The organism is Sphingomonas koreensis, assembly GCF_002797435.1.
GTDB classification, from domain to species: domain Bacteria; phylum Pseudomonadota; class Alphaproteobacteria; order Sphingomonadales; family Sphingomonadaceae; genus Sphingomonas; species Sphingomonas koreensis.
Genome location: NZ_PGEN01000001.1, coordinates 3,072,176 through 3,088,779, shown reverse-complemented (window position 1 = coordinate 3,088,779; position 16,604 = coordinate 3,072,176). Strand labels below are relative to the sequence as shown.

13 protein-coding genes and 1 pseudogene are annotated in these 16,604 nt (G+C 66.1%); 9 read left to right on the top strand and 5 right to left on the bottom strand.

What is annotated here, in order from left to right; all coding sequences use genetic code 11:
- Positions 1 to 169: 169 nt before the first annotated feature.
- Positions 170 to 1,189 carry a LacI family DNA-binding transcriptional regulator gene (locus BDW16_RS14680; RefSeq protein WP_066573068.1) on the top strand — a complete coding sequence of 340 codons (1,020 nt, stop codon included), beginning with the start codon at positions 170 to 172 and terminating at the stop codon, positions 1,187 to 1,189.
- A gap of 70 nt (positions 1,190 to 1,259) precedes the next feature.
- Positions 1,260 to 1,661, top strand: coding sequence for a response regulator (locus tag BDW16_RS14675; RefSeq protein ID WP_066573065.1), 402 nt, complete (start codon positions 1,260 to 1,262; stop codon positions 1,659 to 1,661).
- Positions 1,662 to 1,670: 9 nt separating this feature from the next.
- Here BDW16_RS14675 and BDW16_RS14670 read toward each other — a convergent pair whose 3' ends face one another.
- Positions 1,671 to 2,687 carry a PAS domain-containing protein gene (locus BDW16_RS14670; RefSeq protein ID WP_241230471.1) on the bottom strand — a complete coding sequence of 339 codons (1,017 nt, stop codon included), beginning with the start codon at positions 2,685 to 2,687 and terminating at the stop codon, positions 1,671 to 1,673.
- A 282-nt stretch (positions 2,688 to 2,969) separates the two neighbouring features.
- On the opposite strand from BDW16_RS14670, the gene uxaC reads away from it, so the two are divergent.
- From uxaC to BDW16_RS14640, 6 genes are read left to right on the top strand one after another with little or no spacing between them, the layout of a single operon-like run.
- The gene (gene uxaC, locus BDW16_RS14665) at positions 2,970 to 4,409 is read left to right on the top strand and encodes a glucuronate isomerase (protein WP_066573060.1); all 1,440 of its coding nucleotides are present in this window, start codon (positions 2,970 to 2,972) and stop codon (positions 4,407 to 4,409) included.
- A gap of 36 nt (positions 4,410 to 4,445) precedes the next feature.
- Entirely contained in the window at positions 4,446 to 5,099 is a 654-nt protein-coding gene (locus tag BDW16_RS14660) for an RpiB/LacA/LacB family sugar-phosphate isomerase (protein ID WP_066573053.1), read from the top strand.
- Positions 5,100 to 5,135: 36 nt separating this feature from the next.
- Positions 5,136 to 5,978 (top strand): 5-dehydro-4-deoxy-D-glucuronate isomerase, encoded by an 843-nt coding sequence (kduI, locus tag BDW16_RS14655; RefSeq protein ID WP_066573051.1) that lies wholly within the window; start codon positions 5,136 to 5,138, stop codon positions 5,976 to 5,978.
- A gap of 20 nt (positions 5,979 to 5,998) precedes the next feature.
- On the top strand, positions 5,999 to 6,754 hold the full coding sequence (gene kduD, locus BDW16_RS14650) for a 2-dehydro-3-deoxy-D-gluconate 5-dehydrogenase KduD (protein WP_066573049.1): 756 nt from the start codon (positions 5,999 to 6,001) through the stop codon (positions 6,752 to 6,754).
- A gap of 25 nt (positions 6,755 to 6,779) precedes the next feature.
- The gene (locus BDW16_RS14645) at positions 6,780 to 7,790 is read left to right on the top strand and encodes a sugar kinase (RefSeq protein ID WP_066573047.1); all 1,011 of its coding nucleotides are present in this window, start codon (positions 6,780 to 6,782) and stop codon (positions 7,788 to 7,790) included.
- Positions 7,791 to 7,800: 10 nt separating this feature from the next.
- On the top strand, positions 7,801 to 9,348 hold the full coding sequence (locus BDW16_RS14640) for a carboxylesterase/lipase family protein (RefSeq protein ID WP_066573043.1): 1,548 nt from the start codon (positions 7,801 to 7,803) through the stop codon (positions 9,346 to 9,348).
- A 15-nt stretch (positions 9,349 to 9,363) separates the two neighbouring features.
- On the opposite strand, the gene BDW16_RS14635 is transcribed toward BDW16_RS14640, so the two are convergent.
- The 4 genes and pseudogenes from BDW16_RS14635 to BDW16_RS21690 all read right to left on the bottom strand — a co-directional run.
- Positions 9,364 to 10,743, bottom strand: coding sequence for a DUF4861 family protein (locus BDW16_RS14635; RefSeq protein ID WP_083954145.1), 1,380 nt, complete (start codon positions 10,741 to 10,743; stop codon positions 9,364 to 9,366).
- A 13-nt stretch (positions 10,744 to 10,756) separates the two neighbouring features.
- Positions 10,757 to 12,340, bottom strand: coding sequence for a pectate lyase (locus BDW16_RS14630; RefSeq protein WP_066573039.1), 1,584 nt, complete (start codon positions 12,338 to 12,340; stop codon positions 10,757 to 10,759).
- Entirely contained in the window at positions 12,337 to 12,732 is a 396-nt protein-coding gene (locus BDW16_RS21695; RefSeq protein ID WP_066573881.1) for a cupin domain-containing protein, read from the bottom strand. Before BDW16_RS21695 ends, BDW16_RS14630 begins: the two co-directional genes overlap by 4 nt.
- A pseudogene (locus tag BDW16_RS21690) lies at positions 12,724 to 13,434 on the bottom strand (ThuA domain-containing protein); the annotation flags it as partial. The pseudogene BDW16_RS21690 and the gene BDW16_RS21695, both read right to left, overlap by 9 nt.
- A 291-nt stretch (positions 13,435 to 13,725) precedes the next feature.
- On the opposite strand from BDW16_RS21690, the gene BDW16_RS14620 reads away from it, so the two are divergent.
- A complete protein-coding gene (locus BDW16_RS14620; protein WP_066573037.1) occupies positions 13,726 to 16,596 on the top strand; it encodes a TonB-dependent receptor in 2,871 nt (956 codons plus the stop codon).
- The last annotated feature ends 8 nt before the right edge of the window (positions 16,597 to 16,604 follow it).

Sequence of the window (16,604 nt, the reverse complement as noted above, 5' to 3'; positions counted from 1 at the left end):
CAGTCCGGGGCGCTTTTGCGCCCTGCCCCTCCGGGGTGGCGCTCTGCAGATCCGTGGCCGCGTCGCAGCCCCTCGACGGGCCAACCGGCCCGCCTTCGGCGCCACTCCTCGCCACGAACCCGCAGAGCGCCATCATGCTCCACGTCCTAGTTAAGTTTGGACCCTATCCATGAAGAAAAGCGCGCAGGCGACGATCAACGATGTAGCGCGACTGGCGGGGGTCTCCAAGAAAACCGTCAGCCGCGTGATCAACCGCTCCCCCCTTCTCAACGAGGAGACGCGCGAGCGGGTGGAGAAGGTGATCGCCGAGATCGGGTACGTTCCCAACCCGCAGGCGCGCGCGCTGGCGCTGCGCCGCAACTTCCTGATCGGGCTGATCCACGACAACCCCAACCCGCATATGGTGCTCAACGTCCAGCAGGGGCTGCTCGAAGTGCTGCGCGACACCGAGTTCGAGCTGATCGTCCACCCGGTCGACCGCGGATCGACGACGATGCTCGACGATATCCGCCGCTTCCTCGAGCGCCAGCGCCCGTACGGCGTGATGATCCTGCCGCCGATCAGCGAGAATGATTCGCTCGCCGCGCTCTGCCAGGAGATCGGCGCGCGCTATGTCCGCATGGGGTCGGCGAGCTTCGACGATCCCGAGCATATGGTCGCGTCGAACGACCGCGAAGTCGTGCGGGGCGCGGTCGCGCATCTGGTCGAGAACGGGCACAGGCGCATCGGCCTGGTCCTCGGCCCGCACGGCTTCCGCTCGGCGCTCGAGCGCAGCCAGGGCTATGAAGCCGCGCTCGACGATGCCGATATCCCGATCCAGCGCACGCTGATCGCGCAGGGCGACTATACGTTCGAATCCGGGATGCGCGCGGCCGAGCGCCTGCTCGACCTCTCGCCGCGGCCGACCGCGGTGTTCTGTTCGAACGACGCGATGGCGGCGGGCGTCCTCCACACCGCGCGTCAGCGCGGGCTGGACGTGCCGCGCGACCTGTCGATCGTCGGCTTCGACGACACCTCGATCGCTTCCTATCTGTGGCCGCCGCTCACCACGGTGCGCTGGCCGATCGCGACGATGGCGCGGGCGGCGGCACTGAAGCTGATCGGCGATGGCGAGGATGAGGAAAGCGGGGAATCGCTGTTCGTCTCGACGCTGATCCGCAGGGCTTCGGTCGCGCCGCCGGTTGAATAGCCGGTGCCTCGCGATAAGATCCCGGCCGCCGATTAGGGAACCATCAAGGAGTTGAGTGGATTTTTGCGGTATGACAGCGTCAATTCTGATTGTCGAAGACGAGATGTTGGTTGCCCTCGAGATGGAAAGCATTCTCGAGGACGAAGGCTATGACGTCATCGGGGTCGCCGCAGACCTTCCCGGTACGCTCGCCTATGCCGATCGCAAGATCGATCTCGCGCTGGTCGATCTCAACCTGCGCGACGGCCTGACCGGTCCCCAGATCGGCGAACGCCTGGCCAATGAGCAAAAGGCCGGGGTTCTTTTCATCACCGCCAACCCGCGCCTGTTGGGCGACGGGATCTCGGGCACGATCGGCGTTCTCACCAAGCCCACCGACAAGGCGAGCCTCATTTCGGCCGTCGCTTTTGCGCTGCGCCGCCTGAGAGGCGAAGCGGCGGAAGCACCGCCCACGCTTCGCTGCTTCGGATAGGCCGCAGGCTCAATCGCGGCTCAGCGCGCGGGCCGGCAAGAGGATTCGCACGCGCAGGCCATCGCGCGCCCAATCGCGCTCCAGCGTGCCGCCCAGCTGGCGCGTGATGCTGATCTCGGTCAATCGGGTTCCAAAGCCAGACAGATCGGGCGCCTGTGCTATTCCCGGTCCGCCCTCCTCGTCCCAGCGCAACTCCACCTGATCGCCCTCGACGCGCACCGAAAGCCGGACCCGGCCCTCGGGCGTCACCAGCGCGCCATATTTCGAGGCATTGGTCGCCAGTTCGTGAAAGACCAGGCCGAGCGGGGTCGCCGCGCGATCGTCCACAGCATGATCGTCGCCTTCGATGACCAGCCGGCCTTCGTCCAGCGCCGGATAAGGGCTGAGGAGCCGGGCGAAGAGCTCCTTGAGCGTCGGCGCGCCGGGGTGCGGCAAGCTTTCCTCGCTGTGCGGACGCACATACTCATGCGCCCGGCCCAGCGCCGCCACCCGCTCCTGCAGCTTTTGCGCGAAGCCCGTCATCCCGGGAAACTGGCGCGCCGACAGCCCGATCAGCCCGTTGACCACCGCGAAGATGTTCTTGATCCGGTGGCTGAGCTCGCGACTGAGGATCTGGTTCTGCTCGGCGATGCGCTTCTGATCGTCGATGTCGGTGCAGGTGCCGACCCAGCGGACGATCGTGCCATCCTCGCCGCGAATCGGAAGCGCGCGACCCAGCGTCCAGCGATAGACGCCGCTATGGTGCCGCAACCGGTATTCGATCTCATAGGGTTCGCCGGTTTCCAGGCAGTGCCGCCACCGCCCCCACGCCCGCTCCTGATCGTCCGCGTGGAACATGCCGTTCCACCCGTCTCCATCGGTCGACCCCTCGGGGACGCCGGTGAACGCGTACCATTGCGCATTATAGTAATCGTGCGAGCCGTCGGGCAGCGTCGACCAGACCATTTGCGGCATGGCGTCGGCAAGTTGCTGGAACGAGATATGGCTCGACGCCCGTTCGAGCGAGTCCGCTGTCGACAAACCCACACTTCACCTTCCACTATGCCGATAAGCGATATAGGTTGGACTTATAGTGACTTAAGCGCAAGTGCGCCGACGACGCGCCACGCGTGACCCATCCCCGAATCCGCACGTGCAGTCCGATAGCGGCGAGGACACGGCTTGCGATCGGCATGGTCCGGGGTCAGACTGACCGCGCAGCGGCCCGACGTGCGTGCGGGGCACAAGAACATGCATTCGAGACTTCGGTTGAAATCCGGTCTGACACCGGTTACCGGGTTGGACACATCATGTAAGAGGAATGTGAAAGTGCGTCCCCTGGCACTCGATCCGGACCGGCTGTTTCCGGCCGAACCCACTACCCGCGCCATTGCGTGCGACCTGTACAAGGAGATCGCCGGCCTCCCGATCGTGAGCCCGCACGGGCACACCGATCCTTCGTGGTTCGCGACCGACGATGCGTGGGAGAATGCGACCGAGCTGTTCCTCGCACCCGACCACTATGTCTTCCGCATGCTCTATTCGCAGGGCGTGGACCTCGACGCGCTGCGCGTGCCGCGGATCGACGGCGTGCCGGCGACCGATCCGCGCGCGGCGTGGCGGCTGTTTGCGAGCAACTACCACCTGTTCCGCGGCACGCCGTCGCGCATGTGGCTCGACCATGTCTTCGCCGAGGTGTTCGGGATCGAACGGCTGCTCGATAGCGGCACCGCCGATCATTATTACGACACGATCAACGAAGCGCTGGCGACGCCCGCCTATCGCCCGCGCGCGCTGTTCGAGCGGTTCAAGATCGACTTCCTCGCCACCACCGAAGGCGCCGACGATCCGCTCGAGCATCACGCCGCGATCCGGCGGTCGGGCTGGGGCGGCCGGGTCGTGACGACCTATCGCCCCGATTCGGTGATCGATGTCGAGCACGAGGCGTTCAAGGGCGCGCTCGAGGCGTTCGCCGGACTGACCGGCGAGGATGTGCACAGCTGGAAGGGCTATCTCGCCGCGCATCGCAAGCGCCGCGCCGACTTCCGCATCGCGGGCGCGACCGCGACCGACCATGGCTTTGCCACCGCGCAGACCGCCAACCTGTCGACCGCCGAGAGCGAGGCGCTGTTCGGGCGGATCATGTCGGGCAAGTGGGACGCGGCGGACGCCGAACTGTTCCGCGCGCAGATGCTGACCGAGATGGCGAAGATGAGCGTCGAGGATGGCATGACGATGCAGATCCATCCGGGCGCGTGCCGCAACCACAATGCCAAGCTGTTCCACAGCCATGGCCGCGACAAGGGCGCCGACATCCCGACGCGGACGGACTATGTCCATGCGCTCAAGCCGATGCTCGACGTGGTCGGCAACGAGCCCGGCCTGACGGTGATCCTCTTCACCCTCGACGAGAGCACCTATGCCCGCGAGCTGGCGCCGCTGGCGGGGCATTACCCCTGCCTGCGGCTCGGGCCGAGCTGGTGGTTCCATGATTCGCCGGAGGGCATGCGCCGCTTCCGCGAGATGACCACCGAGACCGCGGGCTTCTACAACACCGTCGGCTTCAACGACGACACCCGCGCCTTCTTTTCGATCCCCGCGCGGCACGATGTCGCGCGCCGCGTCGACTGCGCCTTCCTTGCCCGCCTCGTCGCCGAGGGGCGGATGCAGGACTGGGAGGCCGCGGAACTCGCCTATGAGCTGACCAACGGGCTCGTCCGCAAAGCCTACAAGCTCGACCAGCCCCTTACCGCCGTAAAGGCCGCCTGACCCCCGCTCCACCGAACCCCGCATAAGGAATCCGACATGAAGATCGCGCTGATCACCGAGAACAGCCAGGCCGCCAAGAACGGCATCATCAACGACGCGCTGACCGCCGTCGCCGAGCCGCTGGGCCATCAGGTGTTCAACTATGGCATGTATTCGGCCGAGGACAGCGCGTCGCTGACCTATGTGATGAACGGCCTGCTGGCGGGCATCCTGCTCAATTCCAAGGCGGCGGACTTCGTCGTCACCGGTTGCGGCACCGGCATGGGATCGATGCTGGCGTGCAACGCGATGCCCGGCGTGTTCTGCGGCCTGGTCATCGATCCGACCGACGCCTTCCTGTTCGGCCGGATCAACGACGGCAACGCCATCTCGATGCCCTATGCCAAGGGCTTTGGCTGGGCAGCCGAACTCAACCTGCAGGACGTCTACCGCAAGCTGTTCGACGGCGAGCGCGGCCTGGGCTATCCCAAGGAGCGCGCCGAGATCATGCGCAAGAACCGCGGCATCCTGGCCGATCTCAAGGCCGCGAGCTGCCACGACATGCTGACCGTGCTGAAGAGCGTCGATCAGGACCTGCTGCGCGCGGCGATCGCGGGCGAGAAGTTCGCCGACTATTTCTACGCCAATTCGCAGGACGCGGAGATCAGCGCGTATCTCAAGAGCGTGACCGCCGAACCGGCACTCGCCTGACCCCACGCGCCGCCGGCAGACTGAAAGGGAGCCGCCATGTTCGACCGGACCTATTACGCCACGCACCCCGACATGATGGCGTGCGTATCGAACGAGGAACTGCGCGACCGCTATTTGATCGGCGGCCTGTTCCGCGACGGGGAGTGCGTGCTCAACTACACCCATGCCGATCGCATGGTGATCGGCGGCGTCGCGGTGGCGTCGGGCAGCGTCAAGCTGCCCGACCAGACCGAGCCGCCGTCGGCGGCGGGGCATCCCTTCCTCGAGCGCCGCGAGCTTGCGGTGGTCAATGTCGGCGGCGCGCAGGGCGTCGTGACGGTCGATGGCGAGGCATTCACGCTGGGCAACAAGGATTGCCTGTACGTGACGATGGGCGCGGCGGACGTGCAATTCTCGGGCGATGGCGCGCGCTTCTACCTCGTCTCCTGCCCCGCGCATCAGGCGTTCACGACGCGCAAGCTGGGGATCGCCGACGCCAACCGGCTCGACCGCGGCAGCCTGGAGGAATCGAACGAGCGGTCCATCTACCAGCTCGTCATTCCCGGCGTGTGCGAGAGCGCGCAGCTGGTGATGGGCCTGACGGTGCTCAAGCCCGGCAGCGTGTGGAACACCATGCCCCCGCACATCCATGAGCGCCGCAGCGAGATCTATTTCTACTTCGAGCTGGACAATGCCGACACCGACCGCGTGATGCATTTCATGGGCGAGGGCGAGGCGACCCGCCACATCGTGATGCAGAATGAGGAAGCAGTCATCAGCCCGCCCTGGTCGATCCATATGGGCGCGGGGACCAAGGCCTATGCCTTCATCTGGGCGATGGCGGGCGAGAATCAGGACTATACCGACATGAACGTGCTGGACATCTGCCAGCTGGCGTAACGCCACTCCCGGAGCTTTCCATGACCAATCCCTTCGATCTTACCGGCCGCGTCGCGGTCGTCACCGGCGCGAACACCGGCATCGGCCAGGGCATCGCGCTCGCGCTGGCACAGGCGGGCGCGGACATCGCCGCGGTCGGCCGCTCCGCCGCGACCGAAACGGTGGAAAAGGTCCGCGCGCTCGGCCGCAAGGCGGAGATCGTCAGCGCCGACCTGTCCACGATCGAGCCTGTGCAAAGGGTTGTGGACGAGACTGTGGAGAAGCTCGGCGGCCTCGACATCCTCGTCAACAATGCCGGCATCATCCGCCGTGCGGATTCGGTCGAGTTCACCGAGGAAGACTGGGACGCGGTGATGGACACCAATTTGAAGTCGGTGTTCTTCCTGTGCCAGGCGGCGGCGCGCCACATGATTGCGAATGGCGGCGGCAAGATCATCAACATCGCATCGATGCTGACCTTTCAGGGCGGCATCCGCGTGCCGAGCTACACCGCGTCGAAGAGCGGCGTCGGCGGCCTGACCAAGCTGCTGGCCAATGAATGGGCGAGCAAGGGCATCACGGTGAACGCGATCGCGCCCGGCTATATCGCCACCAACAACACCGATGCACTGCAAAAGGACGAGACGCGCAACCGCCAGATCATGGAGCGCATCCCGGCGGGCCGCTGGGGCGACCCGGCAGATCTGGGCGGCGCGGCGGTTTTCCTCGCCTCGCGCGCATCGGACTATGTGCAGGGACACATCCTCGCGGTAGACGGCGGCTGGCTGGCGCGCTGAACGCCAGGACAAGCGAGGAGACATCATGGCCGGCCGTATCGTCTGTTTCGGGGAATTGCTGCTCCGCCTGACCGCTCCGGGGCGCGAGCTGCTGATGCAGACGCCGCGGCTGGACGTGGTCGTGGGCGGTGCCGAGGCCAATGTCGGCATCGGCCTTGCCAATCTGGGCCATTCGGTATCGATGGTCAGCGCGGTGCCCGACAATGCGCTGGGCCGCGCCGCGGTGCAGTTCGTGCGATCGCAGGGCGCAGACACCAGCGGTGTGCAATATCGCGACGGCCGCATGGGCCTCTACTTCCTGACGCAGGGCGCCGGGCTGCGCGCGTCGGACATCGTCTATGACCGCGCGGATTCGGCCTTCGCCAACGCCCCGGCCGACGCGTTCGACTGGAAGACGCTGCTGAGCGGCGCGAGCATGCTGCATCTCTCGGGCATCACCCCCGCGCTCGGCCCGGCGACGGCTGAGGCCGCGCTTCGGGCCGCGCGCGCCGCGAAGGAACTGGGCGTTGCGATCAGCTTCGACGGCAATTACCGCGCAAGGCTGTGGGAAGCGTGGGACAGCGATCCCCGCGCCGTGCTGACCGAACTGGTCAGCCTTGCCGACACGATGTTCGGCAACCATCGCGACGTCTCGCTGCTGCTCGGCAAGACCTTCTCCGGCGATGGCGCCGACCGCCGCCGCGAGGCCGCCGAAGCTGCCTTCGCCGCCTTCCCCAATTTGAAGCGCATCGCCTCGACCGCGCGCCATGTCGACGATGCCGACCGGCACCGCATCGCGGCGCGCGTCGACACGCCCGAGCGCGGCTACCAGACCGAAGAAGTCGTGGTCGCCGGGATCATCGACCGTATCGGCGGCGGCGACGCCTATGCCGCGGGCATCCTGCATGGCGTGCTGTCGGGTCAGGATCTGGAAGGCACCGTCGCCTCGGGCCTCGCGCTCACCTGCCTCAAACATTCGCTCCCGGGCGACGCCAGCCTGTTCCGCCAGGCGGACATCGACGCTTTCCTCGAAGGCGGGCTGGACGTGCGTCGATGAAGAGGCGGCGGTGATCGACCGGCGGACGCTGTTGGGGGCAAGCGCGGCACTGACCGTCCTGCCCCCTGCCGCGTTCGCGCAGGCCGACCCGGTCGCAACCGGCAAGACCGGGCGCTGGCGGGGCAAGCGCGAGGGCAGCGTTCAGGCCTTTCTCGGCATCCGCTATGGCAACGATACCAGCCGTGCCCGCTTCCGTCCCGCCACCGCGCCTGAAGCCAGCCGCGACACGCTGAGCGCCACCAGCTTCGCCGCAAGCTGCCCGCAGTCGAGCCGAATCGCCAACCAGCATGAGGACTGCCTGTTCCTCAACGTCTGGACGCCGGAAGCCAACGCCAAGGCCCGCCGCCCGGTGATGGTCTATTTCCACGGCGGGGCCTATTCGAACGGCACGGTGATCGAGCCGCAGGTGTTCGGGGCGACGCTGGCGGAGAAGGGCGATGTGGTCGTCGTCACCGTCAACCACCGGCTCAACGCGCTCGGCTATCTCTACCTCGCCCGGCTCGACCCGCGGTTTCCCGACAGCGGCAACAATGGCCAGCTCGACCTGATCCTGGCGCTGCAATGGGTGCGCGACAATATCGCCGGGTTCGGCGGCGATCCGCGCCGCGTCATGGTCTTCGGCCAGTCGGGCGGCGGCGCCAAGATCGCGACGCTGATGGGAATGCCAGCCGCCAAGGGCCTGTTTCACCGCGCGGCGACGATGTCCGGCCAGCAGGTGACGGTAAGCGGGCCGCTCAACGCCACGCGCCGCGCGCAGGCGCTGCTCGACCGGCTCAAGGCCAGGCCCGGCGATCTGGTCGACATGCCGGTCGAGAAGCTGATCGACGGCCTGCGCGCCGAGGATCCGATCCTGGGCGGCGGGGTCTATATGGGTCCGGTGCTCGACATGAAGTGGCTGACCCGCCACCCCTTCTGGCCCGACGCCAATCCGCTGGGCAACGGCATTCCGCTGATCCTCGGCAACACGCGCGATGAGACGCGGGCCTTCGACGATCCCAGGTCCGAACTGGTGCGCACGCTCGACTGGAGCAACCTCGCCGAGCGGATCGCGCCCCGTTTGCGGATCGACGCGCACCCCGAATGGGTGGTGGCCGAGTATCGCAAACAGTTCCCGGGCTGGTTGCCCTCCGAGGTCTTCTACGCCGCGACCACCGCGGGACGCAGCTGGCGCGGGCAGGTGATCGAGGCGGAGGAGCGCGCCAGGGCCGGCGTCCCCGCCTGGGTCTATCAGCTCGACTTCACCTCGCCGGTCGAACCGGAGCGCGGCGCCGCGCATACGCATGACATCCCGCTGGTGTTCGGCACGATCGGGGCGGAGGGCACCGTCTCCGGCACCGGCCCCGCTGCGCAGGCCGCGTCGGCCACCATGATGCGCGCGTTCGTCAATCTCGCCGCGAAGGGCGACCCCAACGGCGCGGGCGTGCCGGTGTGGCCGAGGCATACCCTGCCCCAGCGCCAGACGATGCTCTTCGACGCGCGGAGCCGCGTGGCGAACGATCCGCGCCAATGGCAGCGCGAGCTGTTCGCGCGGGTGCCGTATGTGCAGCCGGGGACGTAGCGTTCAGTAGCTGCCTTACTCTTTCACCTGCACCTCGAACCCCGCCAGCCGCGCGGGCGTGTTATATTCCTTGGCCACGCCGACCACATAGTCGCGGAACTCGGCGGCGGTCTTGAGCACCTCACCCTCGCTCCAGCCGGCGGCGAGCATGTATTCGTACTTGCCGTCGGCCCGCTGCGGGAAGCGGAACAGCTCATTGCCCTGCTGCTGCGCCACCGCGACATGCTTCGCGCCATAGCTGTCCTTCACCACTAGCCCGATCCCGGCATAACCGACGGTCAGCGCGTTTTGCGTCGAGTCCGTATCGTCGGGATTGCGGATCGCCTCGGGCGCAGTGGTCACCACCACGCCGCCCTGGCGTAGCCCGAGCGTCTCGCCCGCCTTCTTGCGGATGCCGGCGGCGAACTGCACGCCCTTCCCACCCGGCTGCCACTGATGGAACTGCACCTTCGCCGTCGCATAATTGTGATTGGCATAGGCGGTGTACACCTGTTCGAGCGCATAGCGGCCCTTGCCGGTGTTCCAGTTCATCGTCTTGATCCGCACCATCGCGCGCAGCGGGCCGTTGACGATCACCTCGAACGCGTAGCGCGTGTCCTTGAGCTGGCTGGTGTTCCAGCGCTCGGCCGCATCGGCATTGGGCGAGAAGCGCGGGCGCGAGACATGGTCGCTGCCCGGCGTCTCGAACAGCCCGATCCCGCCGCCGCCGAAGCTGTCGTCGACCGACATGATGTCCGAACCATAGGCCGGATCGACATAGGCCACGGCATAGCCGTCCCAGTTGTTGGTCAGGATCTGCGGCGCGACGAGGATGTTCCTGCGCTTGCCGTACACGTCGGCGCTGTCGGGGAACCACAGCTTCCAGCCGACATTGCCCGATTCCCAGAAGGGCACCATGTGCCGCGAATAACTGCCGATCGTGGCCGCCGCGCCGTGCGGGTTCCAGCCGCGCTGGTGGAAGCCGAGATAGAGATAATAGGTCCGCGTCTCGCGCGGCTTGAGATCGGCCTGGAAGAACAGCTCGTCCCACACGCCGTCCTTGTCGAGATCGTCCATCTGCAGGTCGAGCTGGCGGCCGTTCGCCTCCTGCCGGATTCCATGCGGCCCCATCACCGCGAGCTGTTCCTTGGTGGGGACCGGACGCGGCGTGCCCCTGGGATCGACCAGCGTCACAGTCAGCTCGTGCATCCCCGCTAGCTCGGGGATCTGCGCCGGAGTGATCACCACCGGCGTCGCGCGCACCGGCTGATCGAGGTCGTTGGCGATCCGGATCGCGATGCGCCGCACGGGCTTGAAGTCCTCGCGGACATACCATGGATCGCTGGACGTGGCGGCCTGAGCTGGAGTTGCGCCGGCCACAGCCAGCAACGCTACGCAAACGACCCGCCCGGGCATGCCACCTCCTATGTCATGAGGCGCTCCGCAGGGCGCCTATTAGTGTGATCATATGATCTATATAGGTACCTGTCGAGATGCCGATCGGGCCGTTCTCGACATCGAAGGGCGAAGTATCCGTGATGTCGCCCACATCGGTGGAGCGGAAATCGCCCGCGGCCACGGTCTTCGCCCCCGGGCCGGTATAGGGATGGCTCATTGCCTTGAGCTGGGTCGGCCACCAGCCCTCCGCATTGAGCGTTCCGACCAGCGCCCTGGCATCCTTGCCGCCGGCGACATTCTTGTCCGATCCAGGCTCGACCGCGGCGAGCCAGTATTTCGCCAGCGGCTGACGCCCCTTGAGCAGCGGCGACTCCTTCGACGCCACCCCGCCCGGCGTCGCGCGCAACGTCTCATAGTCGCGCCGCAGCCTGGCGGTGTCGATCGAGCGGCGGGCATTGTAATGGCCGATCGTGTGCTCCGGATTGTCGTCGGCATAATAGTCGCCGTTGACGACATTCGATCCGCGGCGATGCACCCAGAGCGGCTTGTTGGTTCCGATCTCGACAAAAGTGGGGAACTGTCGGCCGCCCTGCTGCAATTCGGCAGGAAGACGGACGCTTTCGAGCCAGTCGAGAGCAGCGGGGACGGGCGCCAGATATTTGGCATTCCCGGTCAGCTTGTAGAAGTTCAGCAGCTGTTCGATGTTCGACGCTGTCGCATGCGTGACCAGCGCCCTGGGCTCGTAGGTGCGGGCGCCCGCGGGCTTCAGGTCCATCGTATGCTGCAGGCCCCAGCCGGCCTGCGGTGCGGGCTGCTGGGTCTTGAGGTAGATATCCATCGCACGTTCGATCGCAGGCAAGATGCGCGGGTCGCCGATCGCCTGATGATAGGTCAGCAGCACATCGATATTGTCGTGGATGACGCCGTCGTTGAAGGTGATGAGGCCGGTATAGTCCGGGTGACCGTGCAGCCCGCCATCGGGCACGCGGGGCCAGCGCTGGGGCCAGCCGCCATTGGGAAGCTGGCTTGCGAGGATGAAGCCGATCGCCTTGTCGAGACCCGCCTTGAACCGCTTCTCGCGCTTCTCGGCATAGATGCGGATCAGCAGTCGGATCGCCTCGCCCGTGCCCTGATCGTCGAAGGTGGCGTTGCCCCAATGGTGCTGGAATTCCTCCATGCGCCAGGCGTTTCTGCCGATCGTGTCGTACCAGCGCTTCGTGGAAGCCGGTCCGCCAAAATCGATGAAATAGTTCCAGCCGCCCTTGGGGAGCTGGCCCGCAATCAGCGCCTCGGCCGCCTTGGCCGCGGCCTGATAATAATAGTCGTCGCCGGTGGCGCTATAGGCGTCGAGATAGAGATGCCCCATCGTCGCGGTGCCCGGCGGCTGCACCCAGACCATCGTCTTGTACGCTTCGAGTTCGCCCCACACGCGCGAGCGATCAGGCAGATAGGACCAGAGATAGCCGCCGCGATACGCCAGCTTCTCGACCATGAAGCGCGTCGCCCGCTTCATCGTCTCGGCGATCTCACCCTTCGACACGGTCCGCGACACGGCGGTGCCGGGGGTGAACGCAAGCGTCGCCGAGGCGGCAAGCAGGGTGCGGCGTGAGATCATTGCTGGGGAACCTTCTCGAGCGGATAGCTGATGATGAGAACGAGCGGCGCCTTGCCGGTCTGGCGGATACCGACCTGTGCGCCGGCGTAGAGATAGGCGGTCATGCCGGGCCTGAGCTTCGCGGTCTTGCCGTCGGAGACGACCTCGCCCTCGCCGGAGACGACGGCATAGACTTCGTCATGGTCGATCGGATGGACACCGATCGCCGCGCCGGGATGCAGCGCGCGCTTGCGATATTCCATCATCCGGCCGGGCACGCCGTCAGTGATGCGCCATGCGGTGCTCATCCCGATCCTGCCGTGCGGCGGCGGTTCGTCGCGCTGCTTGGCGGCCTCGTCGATCACCACCATCGGCCGTGCGCCGCGGCCGATCGTCCAGTCGAGCCCGCCCATGACATGGCCGACGATCCGCGGATCCGACCACGCCTCGGGCGTGTGGCCGAGCGCAGTGTAGAAGACGCGTCCGCCCTCGAAGCTGTGCGCCCAGGCGATCGGACGCGGGTTGGCGCCCTTCTCACCGATCGATGCGGGGTGGAGCAGCAGCAGCGGACGCAGCCGCGGATCGAGATCGTCGAACCAATACCATTCGTCGACCGCTTCGAACGATTCGGACAGGGCACGGATCGACGGGTGATCCAGCCCGGCGCGCGTCAGCTTGCCCCTGGGCGTCCCCGACGGGTGCCGTGCGAAGCGCGCGCCGATCATCCGGCCGTACCAGTCCCAGTTATAGTGCGAATCCGCAGCGCCATGGATGCCGACGATGCCACCGCCGCCCCGCACGAAGGCCTGGAGCGCATCGCGCCGCGCGCCGATCAGCCATTCGCCCGACGCATTCTCCTTCGGCCGCGTCGTCGTGTTCAGGAGCACGATCGCCTTGAAGCCCCGGAGCTTCGCGGCGTCGTCGAACAGCGCCGGATCCTCGCTCGTGGTGACGGCATAGCCCGCGGCTTTCGCCGCTGCACCGATCGCTATGGCCGCAGGCTCGATCGAGGCATGCCGGTACCCGGTGGTGTGGCTGAAGATCAGGATCGCGGGCGGCGGCGCAGTCGCAGCGGCGAGCAGCAGCGCCCCTAGAATCAGCAGAATCACACGCATCCGGCATCCCTCTCTCGCCGTCGATCGGGGGCGGAACCCCATACCCATCCTTCCAAGCACCTTCTTGACATGGGCGCCTTTCGCGAACAATGTGCCAATGACACCGGTTTCTCAAGCGGAAATTACCGGTGCGAGACCGCGATAACGCGGCGAAAACGGGAGGATCGCGCTGATTTCGCCGCGAATCGCGGCAAGGCACCCCTCCCGAAAGTCATTTTGCCCGCTGTCGGACGGCAGCAGGCATCGAATAGCTACCGGTGTCATCTGACGCCGATTGAGAGGGGAAGTTTCATGCGTGTCACTCTACGCCGCCGGGCGGCGCGGCTGCTCACCGCCGCATCCGTTCTTGTTATCGCTACCGCAGCTCAGGCACAGGATGCGCAGACCGCCGATCCCGCCGCCGAAGAGCCCGAGGAAGTCGTCGTCTCGGGCTTCCGCGCCTCGCTCGACGCCGCGCTCAATGTGAAACGCGAATCGGTCGCCGCGGTCGATGCCATCGTCGCCGAGGACATCGCCAAATTCCCCGACCAGAACCTCGCCGAGTCGCTCCAGCGCATTCCCGGCATCTCGATCCAGCGCGACGGCGGTGAAGGCCGCGGCATCACCGTGCGCGGCCTGGGCGCACAGTTCACGCGCGTACGCGTGAACGGGCTGGAGACGATCGCGACCAGCCATGACGGTGCGGCGTCGAACCGCGACCGCGCTTTCGACTTCAACGTCTTCGCTTCCGAGCTGTTCAACTCGATCGTCGTCCACAAGACCGCGTCGGCCGAACTGGACGAGGGATCGCTGGGCGCGGTGGTCGACCTCAACACAGGCAACGCGCTGGCGGGCAAGGAAGGCTTCACCTTCGTCGCCTCCGCCCAGGGCAGCTACAACGATCTGTCCGAGAACTGGGGTCCGCGCGTCGCCGGCCTGCTGGCATGGAAGTCGCCCGACGGCAGCTTCGGCGCATCGGTCTCGGCCGCCTATCAGAAGACCGATACGCTCGAACTGGGCAACAATACGGTGCGCTGGTCGCAGGCGCGGTTCGACTCGGTCAACGGCACGCCCTGTTTCCAGGCGAGCGCGACCAACACCGCGGCACAGCCCAATGCCGGCGGCGTCTATCGCCAGAGCGCGGCATGCGATCAGGCCGCCCTCGCCTTCCACCCGCGCATTCCGCGCTATGGCGAGGTTCGCCACGACCGCGAGCGGCTGGGCATCACCGCGGGCGTCCAATGGTCGCCGAGCGACGCGACCAAGGTTTCGATCGATGGCCTCTATTCGCGCTTCAGCGAGAACCGCGAAGAGAAATGGGGCGAGGTCTTGCTGCGTTCGAACGAGCGTTCGATCGATGTGGTCAACCCGGTCTATGACAGCAACAACAACATGATCGCGGCGACGCTCAACGACGCATGGGTCCGCACCGAACATTTCCTGAAGCAGTCTAAGACCGAATTCTACCAGATCGGCGGCAGCTGGAAGCAGCAGGTCGGCGAGCGTTTCCGCTTCACGCTGAGCGGCGGCATTTCGAAATCGAACGCCGACGTGCCGGTCGAGACGACCTTCGTCTTCGACGACCGCGATGCGCAGAACTACAGCTACGACTATCGCGACATGAAGTCGCCCAAGCTGACCTTCGGCACCAGCGTGACCGATCCCGCGAACTTCCAGCTCGCCGAGATTCGCGATCGTCCGTCCAACGTCACCAACAAGTTCCGCACGGCACAGCTCAACACCGAATGGGATGTCGTGCCGGACGCGCTCACGGTGAAGGCGGGCGGTGTCTATCGCCGCTTCAGCTTCGATTCGAAGGCGTTCACCCGCGATACCGTGGTGTGCGGCAATGGTGGCGTCGACCGCGTCCTGGGCACCCTCACCTGCTCGCCTTCCTCGGCCTTCGGCCCGACCGCGGTCTACGGCTTCCCGGTCGGCAATATGGGCGAGCTGTTCACGCTCGGGAACGCCGGCCAGCCGAGCGGGAACACCAACCAGTTCCTGATCCCGAACATCCCGGCAGCGGCGGCATTCACCAAGCTCTATTCGCGCACCCCGGCGGTCGATGCGGGCAACACCCGCAGCGTGATCGAGGAAGTGAAGGGCGGCTATCTGCAGTTCGACGCCAAGGGCGAGCTGCTCGGGCTGCGCTACGCGCTCAACGCCGGCATTCGCTATGTCCATACCGACCAGAGCTCGACCGGCCTGTCGAGCGGCACGCCCGTGACGGTCGAACGCAACTATGACGACTGGCTGCCGTCGGTGAACATCGCGCTGTTCCCGCATGACGACATCATCATCCGCGGCGCCGTCTCGCGCGTGATCACGCGTCCGTCGCTCGGCAACCTGACGCCGGGCGGAACGATCGACGGGTTCAACTACAATGTGAACTTCGGCAATCCGTTCCTGGAGCCGTTCCGCGCGACCGCGTTCGACATCGCTTTCGAATGGTATTTCGCGCCGCAGTCGATCTTCTCGGTCGCGCTGTTCAAGAAGGATGTCGAGAGCTTCCCGCTGGGCGTGACGCGCACCGGCACCTTCGCCTCGACCGGCCTGCCGACCTCGATCATCCCGCCCAGTTCGCCCGCCGCGGTCAACCCCGAGGGCCGGCTTTGGAACATCACCTCGATCACCAACGGCACGGGCGCCAACCTCAAGGGTATCGAACTGTCGCTGCAGGCGCCGTTCAAGTTCCTGCCGGGCTTCCTCAGCAACTTCGGCGGCATCGTGAACGTCACCCTGATCGATTCGAGCGCGATCTATCGCGTCAACGGGCCGATCGTGAACGCCTGCGTTCCCACGACGACGGCGGGCGTCTGCAACATGGGGCCGAACGTCCAGGCCAATCGCGAAAGCACGCTGTTCGGCCTGTCCAAGTCGGCGGTCAACGGCACCCTCTACTATGAAGACAAGCGCTTCTCGGCGCGCGTCAGCGCCTCGTATCGCGAGGGCTATGTCGATGCCAATTCAGCCACCGGCAACGTGTTCGAAGGCTATGGCGATACGCTGAACATCGACGCCTCGATCCGCTACAAGGTGACGGACTCGATCGAATTGTCGGTCGAGGGCGTCAACCTGACCGACGAGTATCGCTTCCGCTACACCGACCTCGATGCGCAGCGGAATTACGAGAACAACCATTTCGGCCGCACCATCCTGGTCGGCGCGCGCTTCAAGATGTGACCGAGAGG